Genomic DNA, 16,518 nt, shown 5'->3' with positions numbered 1-16,518 from the left:
TCTTACGTCCGGGCGCGACACGCGGCAGGATCATCCCTGTGTCGTCACCCTCCTCGGAATCCGTCCCGTCCGCCGCCCTGCACGACCGGTCGCCGTTCCCCCTCGGCGCGACGGTTGTCGGTTCCGGTACCCGGTTCGCCGTGCACGCCCCGCACAGCGACCGCGTCCAGGTGTGTCTCGTCGGCGAGGACGGGCACGAACAGCGCATCGACCTCCCCGATTTCACCTACGGCGTGTGGCACGGCGTGGTCCCCGGTGTCGGCGCGGGGCAACGGTACGGCTATCGCGCGCACGGGCGGTGGGATCCGCGCCACGGCCTGCGCACCAATCCGTACAAGATCCTTCTCGATCCGTGGGGACGGCAGATCACGGGCGAGATGGGTGACGCAGCCAGGCTGCTGGCGTACGACGGCGGCCCGTTCGACGCGATGTCGACTGTGGACTCGCTCGGGCACACGCCGCTGTCGGTGGTGACGGCCTCCGACGCCGACACCCCGCAGCGGCCGGGCATACCGTGGGAGAACACCGTCGTCTACGAACTGCACGTGGGTTCGTACACCGCGCACCATCCGCAGGTACCCCCGCATCTGCGCGGCACCTACCTCGGGCTCTGCCACCCGGCGGTGATCGACCATCTCGTGCAGCTCGGAGTGACCACGGTCGAACTCCTGCCGGTCCAGGCTTTTCTCACCGAACCCCCGGTCCGGGCGCGCGGGATGCGCAATCACTGGGGGTATTCGACCGCGTCGTACTTCGCTCCGCACCCCGCCTACGCCGCGACACCGGGTGAGGAGATCGCCGAGTTCCGCACGATGGTCCGCGCGCTGCACAGCGCCGGACTCGAAGTCGTTCTCGATGTCGTCTACAACCACACGTGCGAATGGTCGGTGGCGGGACCGAACCTGTCGTGGCGCGGTCTCGACGCGCCCGGTTACTACCTGCTCGACCACCACGGTCACGACATCGACCTCACCGGCTGCGGCAACACGATCGACGGTTCCTCCCCCATCGCCGTCCGGATGGTGTGCGACAGCCTGCGGTACTGGGCGCAGGAGATGGGTGTGGACGGGTTCCGGTTCGACCTCGCGAGCGCGCTCGCGCGGCCGCGCGGTGGTGCGTTCGACCCGCGCGGGGCTCTGCTCACCGCGATCACCACCGACCCGGTGCTCACCGACCTCAAACTCATCGCCGAGCCGTGGGACGCGACCGGGCACGGTTACCAGTTGGGACGCTTCGGTGTGCAGTGGGCCGAATGGAACGACAAGTACCGCGACACGGCGCGCCGCTTCTGGGCGGGGCACTCGGGTGTGCGCGAACTCGCCTCGAGGCTCACCGGCTCGGAGGATCTGTTCCGGCGGGATCAGCGGCAGCCCGCGATGTCGGTCAACTACATCACCGCGCACGACGGATTCACGCTCACCGACCTCGTGTCGTACCGGCACAAGCGCAACGAGGCGAACGGTGAGGACGGCCGCGACGGCTCCGACCACAACGAATCGGTCGACCACGGGGTGGAAGGTCCCACCGACGACGTGGAGATCGTCGCCGCGCGCGACCGGCACGTCCGCGCGCTGCTCGCGACGCTGCTGCTCTCGACCGGGACACCGATGCTGCTCGCCGGGGACGAACTCGGTCACACCCAGCACGGCAACAACAACGCGTACTGCGTTCCGGAGGATGTACCGGTACCCGACGCGTGGCCGTTGGACTGGGAAGACGCCGACCTCGACCGGCTCGCGTACGTGCGCGGGCTTCTCCGGCTCCGGAACGTCGTGCCGGTGCTACGGCGGCGACGGTTCTTCGACGGGCGGGCGAGGACCGACGGCCACCCCGACCTGGTGTGGTTCGGGATCGACGGCACCGAACTCGACTACGCGGGCTGGCACGACGAGAGCCGCCGCACCCTTCAAGGGTGGGTCGACGGATCGGGGCTGGGCACCACCACCCGCGCGGGGATACGGCTCCCCGACAGCAGTGGTCTGTTCGTTCTGCACGCCGGGGGCGCCGCGACCCTGACGCTGGGTGGGCCGGAGTGGTATCGCGGCGACATCATGTGTGTCTTCGACTCGAGCACTGTCGACGGCTCACCCGTCGACGATGCGCCTCACCCGGTGGGCACCGAGTTTACGCTGACCGGTCCGGCCGTACTGGTGTTCCGAACCGCACTGCGAGACGAAATACCCACGGACCCAACGCACTCCGGCTCCGACCACCACGGGTCCACGCCGGGATGACGCGGTGCGGCGTCGCTGTCGTCGCGACGGTCACTCTGCCTGTGCGACGACGGTGACCGAACCGGGCGCGACTTCGGTGAACCCGGCGTCCTTCACCGCGACGGCAGATCCGTTCTCGACGTGCGCGAGCAGTTCGCGCCATCGCGCGGGGGTCGCCTCACGGACGGCACAGGGATAACCCGCGGCCGCCCACTGGCGCGCGGACTCGAGCGGCATCGCGCCGGCGAGCAGCATCGAGGCGTGACCGACCTGTGCGGCGGCCTTGCCCACCGTCATACCGAGAGTTCCGTCGACCCACAGCACCGGAACACCGGCGGGCGGGGAGGGCGGACTGTCGGGCGGAACATCGGTGCCGCCGATCTGCAACCGGGAGATCCTCGGGTCGAGGGCTCCTACCGGACCGGGGACCAGTGCCCGCGCCTGGGCGCCGGCGTGGTCGACGGTGACACCGGGGACCTCCTGCGCGGCACGCCATTGCGCGCCGCGGGCACGACGGCTGACCTTGCGGATCCGGGCGTCGTTCCACGCGAGGAACGGTTCCTGCCACGGTCCGGGCTCTCCGTCCGGGCCCGGCCCGACCCGCGGATCCAGGCACAGTGTGACGGTGGCGATTGCGGCGGCCTCGAGCAGCGAACTCCGGTCGGGCGGATCGGATTTCGGGATGTGGAGAACGATCGGCATCGCCAGCACCGACGCCGGGTCGCCCGGGTCGGGCCGGTCTCCGTAACCCCGGGCGAGCACGGCGTGCCGCTGTGCGAACCCGGGGTCGGTGAAGATCGGATGGGGTTCAGGCACCACGATCGAGCGGTACCCGTCGCAACGTTCCGTCGACCCGGTCGGCGGCTTCCACCTCGTCCCGCGTGACACCGAGGACGAAGAGCACGGCGTCCAGATACGGGTAGGACAATGCGGTGTCGGCGACCTCGCGCAGCGCGGGCTTCGCGTTGAACGCGATACCCAGCCCTGCGGCACCGAGCATGTCGATGTCGTTGGCACCGTCGCCGACGGCCACGGTCTGCTCGATGGGCACACCCGCCTCGGCGGCGAATTCCCGGAGCGCGTGCGCCTTTGCGGCACGGTCGACGATGTCGCCGACAACGCGGCCCGTGAGCCTTCCGTCGACGATCTCGAGAGTGTTCGCGCGCACGAAGTCGAGTTCGAGGTCGTGAGCGAGGCCTTCGATGACCTGGCGGAAACCGCCCGAGACGACGCCGCAGCGGAACCCGAGCCGACGCAGCGTCCGGATGGTGGTGCGCGCGCCGGGGGTGAGTTCGATCTGATCGGCGACTTCGTCGATCACACTGGCGGGCAGGCCGGCGAGTGTGGCGACGCGTTGTTCGAGCGACTGCGCGAAATCGATCTCGCCCCGCATCGCGGCTTCGGTGACTTCGCGGACCTTGTCCTCGACGCCCGCGTGCGCAGCGAGCATCTCGATGACCTCGCCCTGCACCAGAGTCGAGTCCACGTCGAAGACGATCAGACGCTTCGCGCGACGGGCGAGACCGGCGCGTTCCACCGCGATGTCCACGTCGATACCGGCGGCGAGTTCCGCGAGGGCCTTGCGCAAACGGGAGTCGGCATCCGAATCGGTGTCCGGTGCGGTGACCATCAGTTCCAGTCCGGTGACGGGATAGTCGGCGATGCCGCGGATGGAATCGATGTTGGCGCCCTGCGCGGCGAGCGTGCGTCCCACCGACCGCAACGCGCGCGCACTCAACGGACTGCCCAGCACGACGACGGCGTGGGTGGACACCGGGTGGCCGCTGCCGGGCGCCACGCCGATCTGCACTTCGGCGCGCATGCCGATGGCGGCCATGGCCGACGAGACCTCGTCCTGCAACGCCTCGACATCGCGGGGGCAGACCACGAGGACGCCGAGCGTCAACTGCCCGCGGATCACGACCTGCTCGACGTCGAGCAGGTCGACGTCATACCTCGTCAGCGCTGCGAACAGCTCCGAGGTCACGCCGGGATGGTCCGGTCCGGTCACGGTCACGAGCACCGTGCTGTCAGACGCCACAACGTCTCCGATCATTGTCGTCGAGGCACGTGCGGACGCAGCACGTGCCTATCCATTGTCGCAGTTCGAGCGGTCGGCTCCGCGTCGGGGTACGGGCCCGGAACGGCCGAAGCCCCGCCCGTGGAGACGGGCGGGGCTTCGGTGCGTAGAGCGGGTCGATCAGGAGCGCGGGACGTCGCCGGGGGTACGGTCGGCGCCTTCGAGCACGTTCACGCTGTGCTTGTGGCTACCCGGTCCGACGTGCGCCTCGGCGCGCATCTTCTCGACCATGTGCGGGTAGTGCAGTTCGAACGCGGGGCGCTCCGACCGGATGCGCGGCAACTCGGTGAAGTTGTGCCGCGGCGGCGGGCAGGAGGTGGCCCACTCGAGCGAGTTACCGAAGCCCCACGGGTCGTCGACCGTGACGACCTGGCCGTAACGGTAGCTCTTGAACACGTTCCACAGGAACGGCAGGGTCGAAGCACCGAGCACGAACGCACCGATGGTCGAGATCGTGTTGAGCGTGGTGAACCCGTCCGACGGCAGGTAGTCCGCGTAGCGACGCGGCATGCCCTCGTTACCGAGCCAGTGCTGCACCAGGAAGGTGGTGTGGAAGCCCACGAAGGTCAGCCAGAAGTGCCACTTGCCGAGACCCTCGTCGAGCATGCGGCCCGTCATCTTCGGGAACCAGAAGTAGATGCCGGCGTACGTGGCGAACACGATGGTGCCGAAGAGCACGTAGTGGAAGTGCGCCACGACGAAGTACGAGTCGTGCAGGTGGAAGTCGAGCGGCGGGCTCGCGAGGATGACGCCGGTCAGGCCACCGAAGAGGAACGTGATGATGAAGCCGACCGAGAACAACATCGGTGTCTCGAAGGTCAATTGCCCCTTCCACAGCGTGCCGATCCAGTTGAAGAACTTCACGCCCGTCGGGACGGCGATCAGGAACGTCATGAACGAGAAGTACGGAAGCAGCACGGCGCCGGTGGCGTACATGTGGTGCGCCCACACCGCGATCGACAGCGCCGCGATGGCGATCGTCGCGTAGACCAGGCCGGTGTAACCGAAGATCGGCTTGCGGCTGAAGACCGGGAAGATCTCCGAGACGATGCCGAAGAACGGCAGCGCGATGACGTACACCTCGGGGTGACCGAAGAACCAGAACAGGTGCTGCCAGAGGAGCACACCGCCGGTAGCCGGGTCGTAGATGTGGCCACCGAGATGACGGTCGACGAACAGCCCGAAGAACGCAGCGGTCAGCAGCGGGAACACGAGCAGGATCAGCAGGGCGGTGATCAGGATGTTCCACGTGAAGATCGGCATCCGGAACATCGTCATACCGGGAGCGCGCATGCACACGACGGTGGTGATGAAGTTGACCGCGCCGAGGATGGTGCCCAGGCCCATGACACCGAGACCGAGAATCCAGAAGTCCGCGCCGACACCCGGGGAATGCAGCTCACTGGTGAGCGGGGTGTACGCGGTCCAGCCGAAGTCGGCGGCACCACCGGGGGTCACGAAGCCGAGCATGACGATCGTCGCGCCGAACAGGTACAGCCAGTAGCTGAACGCGTTCAGACGCGGGAACGCCACGTCGGGCGCGCCGATCTGCAACGGCAGGATGTAGTTCGCGAAGGCGAACACCACGGGCGTCGCATACATCAGCAGCATGATCGTGCCGTGCATGGTGAACAGCTGGTTGAACTGTTCGTTCGACAAGAACTGAAGACCGGGAACCGCGAGCTCTGTACGCATCAGCAGGGCCATCAGGCCACCGATGAGGAAGTACGCGAACGAGGTGACCAGGTACATGAGCCCAAGCATCTTGGGGTCTGTTGTCGTGATCATCTTGTAGATGAACGAACCCTTGGGTCCCTGCCGCGGCGGGTATGGCCTCGCTACCGCTAACTCTGGGACTGGCTGGGGCGCTACGGCAGTCACTAATCCTCCTGAATGCGCGCTCGGCCTCGGGCTGGAGGCGAACGTTCTCTGGCTTGCGCTCATCGAATCGTAGACCCTCCGCAAACCGGTCGCCCGCCGGGTCCTACTCGCTGTCGTATTCGCCGCCACGCTACCTGGCATGGAGCCCGGGACTCACCACAGAGCCTGTGCTGCGGATCACAGGAACGGGTCCCAACGAGCTTGCGGGACACTGTCGGCGGCGTGTGCCACACGAGATAGCCTGAGCCGTCCCCTGGTTCGAGCCCGTCCGTCAGGAGTGGTCTGAAGTGTTAGCTGTGCACCGGTCCCGCGCAGTCGTCGCGTCCCTCGCGATCGCTGCCGCGACGTCGACCGTACTGGCGAGTTGTTCCACCCCCGCCGACGACGACGCCTCGACCATCGTGCGCACGACCACCCGCATCGCCGGCGCATCCGTGGTCGGCATCGACCGTGACACCAGCACCGCGTGCGCCCTTCCGTCTCCTCTGGATGCGGGCGTTCCGCCGACCGGCACACGGCGGATGGTCCACACCGCCGGGGTCACCGAGGTTCCGGCCGACGCGCAGCGCATCGTCGTGCTCGACGAGGCAGCGCTCGACGCCGTGTGCGCACTCGGCTTGTGGGAGCGTGTCGTGGGCGCCACCGTCGACGCCGACGGAAGGCCGGAGTATCTCGGCACCGGCATCTCCGAGTTGCCCACCGTCGGGCCGGAGGGCGCGCCCGATGTCGCCGCGATCGAGCAGGCCCGCCCCGATCTGATCCTGGGGTCGGCGGCCGACGAGAGCGTCTACCGATCGGTGTCCGCGGTGGCCCCCACCGTGCTGGTCGGTTCCGATCCCGTGTTCTGGCGGGATCAGTTCCTCCGCGTCGGCGAAGCCCTGGGACGCAACGCCGCCGCGCAGGCGGTACTCGACACCTACGCCGCCGAGGCTGCCGCCCTCGGACGCGAACTGGTGTCGTCCCAGACTCAGGCCTCGATCGTGCGGTTCACCGCCGACGGTGGAGAGATAGAGGGCACGGCGTCGTTCGCCGGACAGGTCGTCGGAGATCTCGGCGCCGCACGGCCGCCGGCACAGCGGTTCGGGGTCGTCGACAACCGCCCGACCGAAGCTTTCGCCGCGGACGATCCGGCGGCAGCGGACGGCGATGTGATCTTCGTCCGATTCGACGGCGAAGACGGACTCGAGCGCGGCACCGAGATCATGCGCACCGATCCGTGGCTCGACCTCGGCGCGGTCACCGACAACCGGTTGTTCTCCGTAGCCGACGAGGTGTGGTCCACACCCGGTCCCGTCGCAGCGCGCGCGATCCTCGAGGACCTCGGCGTGGGTCTCAACGGTTACTCCGGATAGAAGAGGAATACGCGATGCCGGTCCCCGACTTCGTTCTCCGACTCCGCGCTCAGGTCGGCACAGCACCGCTGTGGCTGCCCGGAGTGAGCGCCGTCGTCGTCGACGACGATCACCGGGTGTTGCTCACCCGCCGCGCGGACAACGGAAAATGGGCCGTCGTCTCGGGCATCCTCGAGCCAGGCGAAGAACCTGCGGCAGCGGCGATCCGGGAAGTGCACGAGGAAACGGGCGTCGACGCGGAAGTCGTCCGGCTCACGAGCGTCGACGTCACCGCTCCGATCGTCTATCCGAACGGTGACGAAGCGCAGTATCTCGATGTGGCATTTCTCATGCGCGCCGTGGGTGGCAGTGCCCGGGTGGCCGACGACGAGAATCTCGAGGTCGGGTGGTTCTCCCCCGACTCTCTCCCCGAACCGCTGACCGACACCTCGCGGCTACGGCTCGGCAAAGCTCTCGCGGGCCGCCCCGAAGCATGGTTCCGCCGCCCCTGACGCCACGAAAGCCCGGCGGCCGGGTGCCGCCGCACTGTGTGCGTGGCACCCGGCCGCCGGGACCGACTGTGAGGGATCCGGTCAGAAGTCCCAGTCGTCGTCCTCGGTGACGACAGCCTTGCCGATGACGTAGGAGCTACCCGAACCCGAGAAGAAGTCGTGGTTCTCGTCGGCATTCGGCGAGAGCGCCGACAGGATAGCCGGGTTCACGTCGGTCTCGTCCTTCGGGAACAGCGCCTCGTACCCGAGGTTCATCAGCGCCTTGTTGGCGTTGTACCGGAGGAACTTCTTGACGTCCTCGGTCAGGCCTGCCTCGTCGTACAGGTCTGCGGTGTACTGGGTTTCGTTGTCGTAGAGCTCGAAGAGCAGCTCGAAGACCCAATCCTTGAGGTCGTCGCGCTCGGCCTGAGTGATCTTCTCGAGGCCCTTCTGGTACTTGTAGCCGATGTAGTAGCCGTGCACGGCCTCGTCACGGATGATCAGGCGGATCATGTCGGCCGTGTTGGTCAGCTTCGCCCGCGACGACCAGTACATCGGCAGGTAGAAGCCCGAGTAGAAGAGGAACGACTCGAGCAGCGTCGAGGCGGCCTTGCGCTTGAGCGGGTTGTCGCCCTTGTAGTAGTCCAGGACGATCTGCGCCTTGCGCTGAAGGTTCACGTTGTCCTCCGACCACCGGAACGCGTCGTCGATCTCACGCGTCGAGCACAGGGTCGAGAAGATGTTCGAGTACGACTTCGCGTGTACCGACTCCATGAACGCGATGTTCGTGAGGACAGCTTCCTCGTGGGGAGTGACCGCGTCGGGAATCAGCGAGACAGCGCCCACCGTGCCCTGGATGGTGTCGAGCAGGGTCAGTCCCGTGAAGACCCGCATCGTGAGCTGCTGCTCGTATGCGTTGAGCGTTCCCCACGACGGGATGTCGTTGGACACCGGCACCTTCTCCGGAAGCCAGAAGTTGCCGGTGAGGCGATCCCACACCTCGGCGTCCTTCTCGTCGGGAACGCGGTTCCAGTTGATCGCGGAGACGCGATCGATGAGCTTGACGCGCAGGCCGTCCGCCGGCGAGTGCGCGTGCGGTGCTGAGGTCATCGGTTACCTACCTGATCGGTGTTCGTGTGCAACGGGTGTCGTGGACGTCGGATCACAGCATGCAGGAGACGCAACCCTCGACCTCGGTGCCCTCGAGCGCCATCTGCCGCAGGCGGATGTAGTACAGCGTCTTGATGCCCTTGCGCCACGCGTAGATCTGCGCCCGGTTCACGTCGCGGGTGGATGCCGTGTCCTTGAAGAACAAGGTGAGCGACAGGCCCTGATCGACGTGCTGGGTCGCCGCGGCGTAGGTGTCGACGATCTTCTCGTACCCGATTTCGTAGGCATCCTGGAAGTACTCCAGGTTGTCGTTGGTCAGGTAGGGAGCCGGGTAGTAGACGCGGCCGATCTTGCCTTCCTTGCGGATCTCGATCTTCGACGCCACCGGGTGGATCGAACTGGTGGAGTTGTTGATGTACGAGATCGAACCCGTCGGCGGGACGGCCTGGAGGTTCTGGTTGTAGATGCCGTGCTGCTGCACCGACGCCTTCAGCTCACGCCAGTCGTCCTGCGTGGGAATCTCCACGCCCGACTCGGCGAACAACTGCCGCACCCGCTCCGTCGCCGGCTCCCAGGTCCGGTCGGTGTACTTGTCGAAGAACTCGCCCGACGCGTACTTCGACTCCGGGAATCCCTTGAAGTGCGAGCCCCGCTCGATGGCGAGCTTGTTCGACGCACGCAGCGCGTGGAACAGCACCGTGTAGAAGTAGATGTTCGTGAAGTCGATGCCCTCGTCGGAGCCGTAGTAGATCCGCTCGCGCGCGAGGTAGCCATGCAGGTTCATCTGACCGAGGCCGATGGCATGGGAATCGTTGTTGCCCTGCTCGATCGACGGAACCGAATTGATGTGCGTCTGGTCGGACACGGCGGTCAGACCCCGGATGGCGACCTCGATGGTCTGCGCGAAGTCGGGCGAGTCCATCGTCTTCGCGATGTTGAGCGAACCGAGGTTGCACGAGATGTCCTTGCCGACGTGGCTGTAGGACAGGTCGTCGTTGTACGTCGAGGGCGTGGACACCTGCAGGATCTCCGAGCACAGGTTCGAATGGGTGATCTTGCCCGCGATCGGGTTCGCGCGGTTCACCGTGTCCTCGAACATGATGTACGGGTAGCCGGACTCGAACTGCAATTCGGCGACCGTCTGGAAGAACTCACGCGCCTTGATCTTCGACTTGCGGATGCGCTTGTCGTCGACCATCTCGTAGTACTTCTCGGTGACGTCGATGTCGGCGAACGGCTTGCCGTAGATGCGCTCGACGTCGTACGGCGAGAACAGGTACATGTCGTCGTTCTTCTTCGCCAGCTCGAACGTGATGTCCGGAATCACGACCCCCAGCGAGAGCGTCTTGATCCGGATCTTCTCGTCGGCGTTCTCACGCTTGGTGTCGAGGAACCGATAGATGTCGGGGTGGTGGGCGTGCAGATAGACCGCGCCCGCACCCTGCCGCGCACCGAGCTGGTTGGCGTACGAGAAGGAATCCTCGAGCAGCTTCATGATGGGGATGACGCCGGAGGACTGGTTCTCGATCTTCTTGATCGGCGCGCCGTGCTCGCGAATGTTGGTCAGCAGCAGGGCAACACCACCTCCGCGCTTGGACAGCTGCAGGGCGGAGTTGATCGCGCGTCCGATCGACTCCATGTTGTCCTCGATGCGGAGCAGGAAGCACGAGACCGGCTCGCCGCGCTGCTTCTTACCGGAGTTCAGGAAGGTCGGCGTGGCGGGCTGGAAGCGGCCGGAGATGATCTCGTCCACCAGGTGCGTCGCAAGGATCTCGTCGCCGTCGGCGAGAGTCAGCGCCACCATGCACACGCGATCTTCGAACCGCTCGAGGTAGCGCTTCCCGTCGAACGTCTTGAGGGTGTACGACGTGTAGTACTTGAACGCCCCGAGGAACGTGGGGAAACGGAACTTCTGCGCGTAAGCATGCTGGAACAGCGTCTTGACGAACGAGCGGGAGTACTTGTCGAGCACCTCGGGCTCGTAGTAGTTCTCCTCGATGAGGTAATCCAGCTTCTCGTCGAGGTTGTGGAAGAACACGGTGTTCTGGTTGACGTGCTGCAGGAAGTACTGGCGCGCAGCGGCGACATCCTTGTCGAACTGGATCTCACCGTTGGGGCCGTACAGGTTCAGCATGGCGTTGAGCGCGTGGTAGTCGAGGCCCTTGAGCGACTCGTCCAGCTTCGGGCTCTTGACGGGATCGGGATCGGTAATGGTCACAGTGCTGTCCCCACCTATCGAATAAAGGAACGTGGCCGCGCTGTCACGTGTGCGACGCGCGTCGAAATGGATACGAATGACGATGTGCCCCATGAGTTTCGGGGCGCGGCGGTGCGGCCTATGCGGTTTGCAGCTCCGACTCCCAGAAGTGGGCGAGCCCGGCACGGACACGCTCGACATCGTCGGCGGTGCCCATCAGCTCGAATCGATACAGGTAAGGGACCCGGCACTTGCGCGCCACGATGTCGCCCGCGAAACAGTACGACTCCCCGAAGTTGGTGTTCCCTGCCGCGATCACACCCCGGATCAGACCCCGGTTGTGCTCGTTGTTGAGGAATCGGACGACCTGCTTGGGGACGTAGTGCGTGTCGCGCCCGGTGGCGGTGGTCCCGCCGCCGTAGGTGGGCACCACCAACACGTACGGCTCGTGCACTTCGAAGGTGCCCTCACGGTCGTGCAGCGGGATCCGCGTCGCCGGGATCCCGAGCTTCTGCACGAACCGGTGGGTGTTCTCCGATGTACTCGAGAAGTACACCAGCGACGTACCCGGGGACGGACCCTGCGAGGTCATCGGTGTTCACCACTCTTCAATCGATTGCGAAGACCGGCTCGGTCGGGCAAAGAACTACTGCCGCAGCGGACTGCGACCGGTCCGCGGAAGCGGACGACACGAACACTCAGGCTGCGACCGTGAGCGCCTTGATGCGATCGGGACGGAAACCGGCCCAGTGATCGTCACCGGCGACGACGACGGGAGCCTGGAGGTAGCCCAGCGCCATCACGTAGTCGCGGGCTTCCGGGTTCTCGGTGATGTCGACGACGTCGTACTCGATGCCGGCCTTGTCGAGGGCACGGTAGGTGGCATTGCACTGGACGCAGGCAGGCTTTGTGTAGACGGTGATGTTCATGGGTGCCCCTTAGTTCACGATGGCCGTGACGGCCTGACGACTGACTGCTGCGCGGTGCTCGAATGCCCACCGAATCCGCCCGATCTCACTTCCCCGAGAGACCGGCGACCCTTGGGCCCTCCAGCGGTCTAGACACTACACCTTGTGTCCGACAGATACACAGAACCCAGGATCTTGTGAGTTACAGGTGTGATATTCCCAGGTCGCACCTCGCCGACATGCACGTTCAGGGGCCCGTACGGCGTGTCGCGGCGGGGCGCGCCGACCATGGCCCCGAGCACAGTGTGACGCCACCCACCGACACCCTCGCGGGGTGCCGGTGGCGCGCCCGTTACGGCAGTGCGGGCAGCAGGTCGTCGAGCCGGGCGGGCAGGCTCCGCACCCGCACCCCGGTCGCATGCCACAGCGCGTTCACGACCGCTGCCGCGCTGCCGACGATGCCGATCTCTCCGATGCCTCGTGATCCCACGGCCGTGGCGTGGAAGTCGTCTTCGTCGAGCCATGCGGCGTCCACGTTGCGGATGTCCGAGTGCGTCGGTACGTGGTATTCCGCGAGATCGTGGTTGAGCACGTGCCCGAACCGCGGGTCGCGAATGCTCTCCTCGAACAGTGCCATGGAGATACCGAACGACATGCCGCCGATGAACTGCGAACGGGCGGTGCGCGGATTGACGACGCGTCCGACCGAGAACATGCCGAACATGCGCGGCACCCGGATCTCGCCGGTGTCGCGATCGACTCGGACTTCGACGAAGTGCGCGCCGAACGAGGCGGGGGTGTAGCTCTCGAGGTCGGCGTTCTCGCCCGCTGTCGCGGACGCCTCGTCTCCCGGCTCCGGAGAGTCCCCGAATCGGGTCCGGAACGTTCCGGCCGCCGCCACGATGGCGTTGCCCCACGACGACGTGCCCGAGGAACCGCCCGCGACGGTCCCGAAGGGCAGCGCGCTGTCGCCGAGTTCGAGATCGATCTGTTCCGCGGCCACATCCAGCGCGTCCGCCGCGATGAGGGTCAGCGCGGTCCACGCACCCGTGCCGAGGTCCGCCGCCCCGATCCGGACCTGGAACCGTCCGTTTCCGCGGTACCCGATCGAGGCTGTCGAACCGGGCTTGACCATGTGGGGGTAGGTCGCGACCGCGACACCGGTGCCGGTGAGCCACCGCCCGTCGCTGCGTGTTCCCGGCGACCGATCGGACGGATCCCAGCCGAATCGCTCCGCGCCTTCGCGGAGGCATTCGACGAGCCGGCGCGACGACCAGGGTTTCCCGGTCTCGGGGTCGGACTCCGGTTCGTTGCGAATGCGCAGTTCGACGGGGTCGATCCCGCATGCCACCGCGAGTTCGTCCATCGCCACCTCGCCGGCGAACATGCCGGGTGCTTCACCGGGCGCCCGCATCCAGAACGGTGCCGGCACATCGAGGGGGATCGCCCGATGGGACGTGCGCACGTTCGCCGCGTCGTACAGATTCCGCAGCGGCACGGCGGCCTGCTCGACGAACTCGGTGACATGGGAACTCTGGACGTAGGCCTCGTGCACGATGCCGGTGAGCCGGCCGTCGCTGCGGGCTGCGAGCCGGACGCGCGAGGCCGTCGGCGAGCGGTACCCGACATACCCGAACATGTCGTGCCGGGAGACGGCGAACTTCACCGCGCGGCCGGGCACCGCCTTGGCGGCGAGCGCACCGAGCACGTCGTGCGCGTGGGGTCCGCCCTTCGACCCGAAGCCGCCCCCGATGTACGGGCAGACCACCCGCATGGTCGAGGAGTCGAGGCCGAGGGCCGGTGCGAGTGCCGAGACGACCCCGTGCGGATGCTGCGTGGAGGTATAGAGGGTGAGGGTTTCCCCGTCCCAGAGCGCGACGACCGTATGAGGTTCGAGCGGGTTGTTGTGCTCTTCGGGGGTGGAGTACCACTCGTCGATCACCACGTCGGCAGCGGCGATCGCCCCGTCCGCGTCACCCCGCTCGGAGTCGGGCGGATATCCCCCGTTGGCCGTCTCCGGCTTGTAGGCGTCGGGGTGGTCGGGCCGGAAGCGGGCGTCGTGATCGGTGCTCGTGTACTCCACCGACAGCAGCTCGCACGCGTACCGCGCGGCTTCCGGACTCTCGGCCACGACCGCACCGATGAGCTGACCCCGGAAAAGCACGTCGGGGTTCTGCAGCACGACGTATTCACCCTCGGCCTCGTCGGTGAGGCGGGGAGCGTTCCACGGGGTGAGCACCGTGATGACACCGGGGACCGCCTCGGCGGCAGCGGTGTCGATGCGGTCCACCGTCCCCCGCGCGATCGTCGACACCAGCGGCACCAGATAGGCCGGATCGGGTACGGGGTGCTCGTAGGAGTAGGGCGCGGTCCCGGCGACCTTCTGCGGCCCGTCGACCCGGGTGGTGGATGTGCCGACGGCACGGGTGGCGCTGTGTGTCATGCGGATACCCCTTCGTCGTGGAGTCCGGCGAGGTCGCGGAGCACGGCGGCGACCGTGCGGCGCAGCAGGGGGATCTTGAACGCGTTGCCGTCGAGGGCCCGGGCATCGACCAGTTCCGCATCGGCCGCCCGCGCGAACAGGTCCTCCCCCGGGCGCTCTCCGAGAAGAGCAGCTTCGGTGCGGTGTGCGCGCCACGGCCGGTGCGCGACCCCGCCGAAGGCGATACGGCACCCGGTGATCGTGCCGCCCGAGACGGTCAGTTCGGCAGCGACCGAGACCAGGGCGAACGCGTAGGACGCGCGGTCGCGGACCTTGCGATACGTCGCCACGGTGGTCTGCGGCGGCGGAAGATGCACGCCGACAACGAGTTCGTCGCGGTCGAGGGCGGTATCGAGGTCGGGCCGGTCGCCCGGCAGACGATAGAACTCTTCGAGCGGAACGGTGCGCTCCCCGTCCGGGCCCAGAACGAGAACCTCCGCATCGAGGGCGAGCATGGCCACCGCCATATCCGACGGGTGTGTCGCAACGCAGTCCTCCGAGGCGCCGAGCACCGCGTGGTAGCGGGTGTATCCGCCCAGTGCCGAGCACCCGCTGCCCGGTTCACGCTTGTTGCACGGTGTGGATACGTCGCGGAAGTACACGCACCGGGTGCGCTGCAGGAGGTTCCCGCCGATGGTAGCTGCATTCCGCAGTTGCGGAGACGCTCCCGACAGGAGTGCACGCGTGAGCATCGGATAGTTGCGGCGCACGTCGGGGTGCACGGCAAGCGTGCTGTTGCGCACGTTCGCGCCGATCCGGAGCCCTCCGTCCGCGGCGCTCTCCACCGAGTCGAGCGGCAGGTGCGAGATGTCGACCAGCATTCCCGGAGTCGCCACGCCGATCTTGAGGTGGTCGACGAGATTGGTGCCGGATGCGAGGAACACCGCGTCCGGGTTGTCGTGCACGGTCGCGACCGCCGTCGCGGCGTCGGCCGGTCGTTCGTAGCGAAGGGGCCTCATTCGGTCGCCCCCTTCCCTGCGACATCCTGCTCTGCGACATCCCTGATCGCGTCGACGATGTTGGGGTAGGCGGCACAACGGCACAGGTTGCCGCTCATGCGCTCCCGGATCTCGTCGTCGTCGAGGTCGGGCGTGACGCCGAGTTCTTCCGTGACATGGCTCGGGTCGCCCTGGGCGTATTCGTCGAGCATGCCGATCGCCGAGCAGATCTGCCCGGGCGTGCAGTACCCGCACTGGAAGGCGTCCCGCTCGAGGAAGCGCTCTTGCAGGGGGTGCGGTCCGTCGGCGGCCAAGCCCGCCGCGGTGACGATTTCGGCACCGTCGTGTGCGACGGCGAGCGCAAGGCACGTGACCCTGCGCCGTCCGTCGAGAAGGACGGTGCACGAGCCACACTGGCCGAGGTCACATCCCTTCTTGGGCGAGGTGACGCCGAGGCGGTCGCGGAGGGCGTCGAGCACGGTGGTGCCGGCATCGACGGTGCAGTGTCGTTCGGTGCCGTCGACCCTGAAGGTGACGGAGTGTTCGTGCAGGCCGGGCGGAGCCGTGCCCGCGTCGGCGGTCTCGGATGCCATGGGTCGTCCTCCCAACGGTGGGCTGTCGTCCGGGCATTCCCCGTCCGCCGCGACTCCAATCCCGCCGTCGGAGGTCTCTCGATGCCGGGGTCTTTCGAATCCGGTCTCGGCAGCTACCGGAGACGCAACAGCCCCGGTCCCGCTGATGCGGGACCGGGGCCGGTCGTGGCGGCGCCCCCCGGGGGGCGGCGGGGCGGGCCGGCCCCCCCCCCCGCGCCGCGCCTGCGGGGTCAGCCGATGCTGACACCGTAGTCGCGGGCGATTCCCGCGAGGCCGGACGCGTAGCCCTGGCCG

The 16,518-nt window shown here is 67.1% G+C and carries 13 protein-coding genes; 3 read left to right on the top strand and 10 right to left on the bottom strand.

Going from position 1 to position 16,518, the window contains the following annotated elements:
- Nucleotides 1-38 precede the first annotated feature (38 nt).
- Nucleotides 39-2,234, top strand: a complete 2,196-nt coding sequence (gene glgX / locus ACLQ3J_RS19090) for a glycogen debranching protein GlgX (RefSeq protein ID WP_425904160.1) — start codon at nt 39-41, stop codon at nt 2,232-2,234.
- A 30-nt stretch (nt 2,235-2,264) separates the two neighbouring features.
- On the opposite strand, the gene ACLQ3J_RS19085 is transcribed toward glgX, so the two are convergent.
- The 3 genes from ACLQ3J_RS19085 to ctaD form a co-directional block, all read right to left on the bottom strand.
- Nucleotides 2,265-3,032: a peptidyl-tRNA hydrolase gene (locus tag ACLQ3J_RS19085; RefSeq protein ID WP_425904159.1), complete on the bottom strand. Its 768-nt coding sequence runs from the start codon at nt 3,030-3,032 to the stop codon at nt 2,265-2,267.
- Entirely contained in the window at nt 3,022-4,269 is a 1,248-nt protein-coding gene (gene serB / locus ACLQ3J_RS19080) for a phosphoserine phosphatase SerB (RefSeq protein ID WP_169619670.1), read from the bottom strand. The genes ACLQ3J_RS19085 and serB overlap by 11 nt, the downstream gene beginning before the upstream one ends.
- Nucleotides 4,270-4,413: 144 nt before the next feature.
- Nucleotides 4,414-6,174, bottom strand: a complete 1,761-nt coding sequence (gene ctaD / locus ACLQ3J_RS19075) for an aa3-type cytochrome oxidase subunit I (RefSeq protein ID WP_169619671.1) — start codon at nt 6,172-6,174, stop codon at nt 4,414-4,416.
- A 287-nt stretch (nt 6,175-6,461) separates the two neighbouring features.
- Here ctaD and ACLQ3J_RS19070 point away from each other — a divergent pair, with 287 nt between their 5' ends.
- Nucleotides 6,462-7,526 carry an ABC transporter substrate-binding protein gene (locus ACLQ3J_RS19070; RefSeq protein WP_169619672.1) on the top strand — a complete coding sequence of 355 codons (1,065 nt, stop codon included), beginning with the start codon at nt 6,462-6,464 and terminating at the stop codon, nt 7,524-7,526.
- Nucleotides 7,527-7,540: 14 nt separating this feature from the next.
- Nucleotides 7,541-8,017, top strand: coding sequence for an NUDIX hydrolase (locus tag ACLQ3J_RS19065; RefSeq protein ID WP_169619673.1), 477 nt, complete (start codon nt 7,541-7,543; stop codon nt 8,015-8,017).
- 81 nt (nt 8,018-8,098) lie between these two features.
- On the opposite strand, the gene nrdF is transcribed toward ACLQ3J_RS19065, so the two are convergent.
- From nrdF to ACLQ3J_RS19030, 7 genes are all read right to left on the bottom strand, one after another.
- A complete protein-coding gene (gene nrdF / locus ACLQ3J_RS19060) occupies nt 8,099-9,106 on the bottom strand; it encodes a class 1b ribonucleoside-diphosphate reductase subunit beta (protein ID WP_169619674.1) in 1,008 nt (335 codons plus the stop codon).
- A 52-nt stretch (nt 9,107-9,158) separates the two neighbouring features.
- Complete coding sequence (gene nrdE, locus ACLQ3J_RS19055) at nt 9,159-11,240, bottom strand: class 1b ribonucleoside-diphosphate reductase subunit alpha (RefSeq protein WP_378528717.1); 2,082 nt, start codon at nt 11,238-11,240, stop codon at nt 9,159-9,161.
- 202 nt (nt 11,241-11,442) lie between these two features.
- Entirely contained in the window at nt 11,443-11,895 is a 453-nt protein-coding gene (nrdI, locus tag ACLQ3J_RS19050) for a class Ib ribonucleoside-diphosphate reductase assembly flavoprotein NrdI (RefSeq protein WP_296549440.1), read from the bottom strand.
- 106 nt (nt 11,896-12,001) lie between these two features.
- Nucleotides 12,002-12,232: a redoxin NrdH gene (locus ACLQ3J_RS19045; RefSeq protein ID WP_169619677.1), complete on the bottom strand. Its 231-nt coding sequence runs from the start codon at nt 12,230-12,232 to the stop codon at nt 12,002-12,004.
- Between the two features lie 331 nt (nt 12,233-12,563).
- The gene (locus ACLQ3J_RS19040) at nt 12,564-14,654 is read right to left on the bottom strand and encodes a xanthine dehydrogenase family protein molybdopterin-binding subunit (RefSeq protein ID WP_425904158.1); all 2,091 of its coding nucleotides are present in this window, start codon (nt 14,652-14,654) and stop codon (nt 12,564-12,566) included.
- Nucleotides 14,651-15,652, bottom strand: a complete 1,002-nt coding sequence (locus ACLQ3J_RS19035) for an FAD binding domain-containing protein (protein ID WP_425904157.1) — start codon at nt 15,650-15,652, stop codon at nt 14,651-14,653. Before ACLQ3J_RS19035 ends, ACLQ3J_RS19040 begins: the two co-directional genes overlap by 4 nt.
- The gene (locus ACLQ3J_RS19030; protein WP_425904156.1) at nt 15,649-16,224 is read right to left on the bottom strand and encodes a (2Fe-2S)-binding protein; all 576 of its coding nucleotides are present in this window, start codon (nt 16,222-16,224) and stop codon (nt 15,649-15,651) included. The genes ACLQ3J_RS19035 and ACLQ3J_RS19030 overlap by 4 nt, the downstream gene beginning before the upstream one ends.
- Between the last annotated feature and the right edge of the window lie 294 nt (nt 16,225-16,518).

The organism is Rhodococcus sp. DT1 (assembly GCF_049844875.1).
GTDB lineage: Bacteria > Actinomycetota > Actinomycetes > Mycobacteriales > Mycobacteriaceae > Rhodococcus.
The sequence above is the reverse complement of the archived record's forward strand: the minus strand, read 5'-3'. Positions and strand labels throughout refer to the sequence as shown.

Excerpts from the sequence above, each read along its gene's own strand:
- serB (WP_169619670.1), bottom strand. The coding sequence starts at position 4,269 with ATGATCGGAGACGTTGTGGCGTCTGACAGCACGGTGCTCGTGACCGTG.
- ACLQ3J_RS19065 (WP_169619673.1), top strand. The coding sequence starts at position 7,541 with ATGCCGGTCCCCGACTTCGTTCTCCGACTCCGCGCTCAGGTCGGCACA.
- nrdF (WP_169619674.1), bottom strand. The coding sequence starts at position 9,106 with ATGACCTCAGCACCGCACGCGCACTCGCCGGCGGACGGCCTGCGCGTC.
- nrdE (WP_378528717.1), bottom strand. The coding sequence starts at position 11,240 with ATGCTGAACCTGTACGGCCCCAACGGTGAGATCCAGTTCGACAAGGAT.
- nrdI (WP_296549440.1), bottom strand. The coding sequence starts at position 11,895 with ATGACCTCGCAGGGTCCGTCCCCGGGTACGTCGCTGGTGTACTTCTCG.
- ACLQ3J_RS19045 (WP_169619677.1), bottom strand. The coding sequence starts at position 12,232 with ATGAACATCACCGTCTACACAAAGCCTGCCTGCGTCCAGTGCAATGCC.
- ACLQ3J_RS19040 (WP_425904158.1), bottom strand. The coding sequence starts at position 14,654 with ATGACACACAGCGCCACCCGTGCCGTCGGCACATCCACCACCCGGGTC.
- ACLQ3J_RS19035 (WP_425904157.1), bottom strand. The coding sequence starts at position 15,652 with ATGAGGCCCCTTCGCTACGAACGACCGGCCGACGCCGCGACGGCGGTC.
- ACLQ3J_RS19030 (WP_425904156.1), bottom strand. The coding sequence starts at position 16,224 with ATGGCATCCGAGACCGCCGACGCGGGCACGGCTCCGCCCGGCCTGCAC.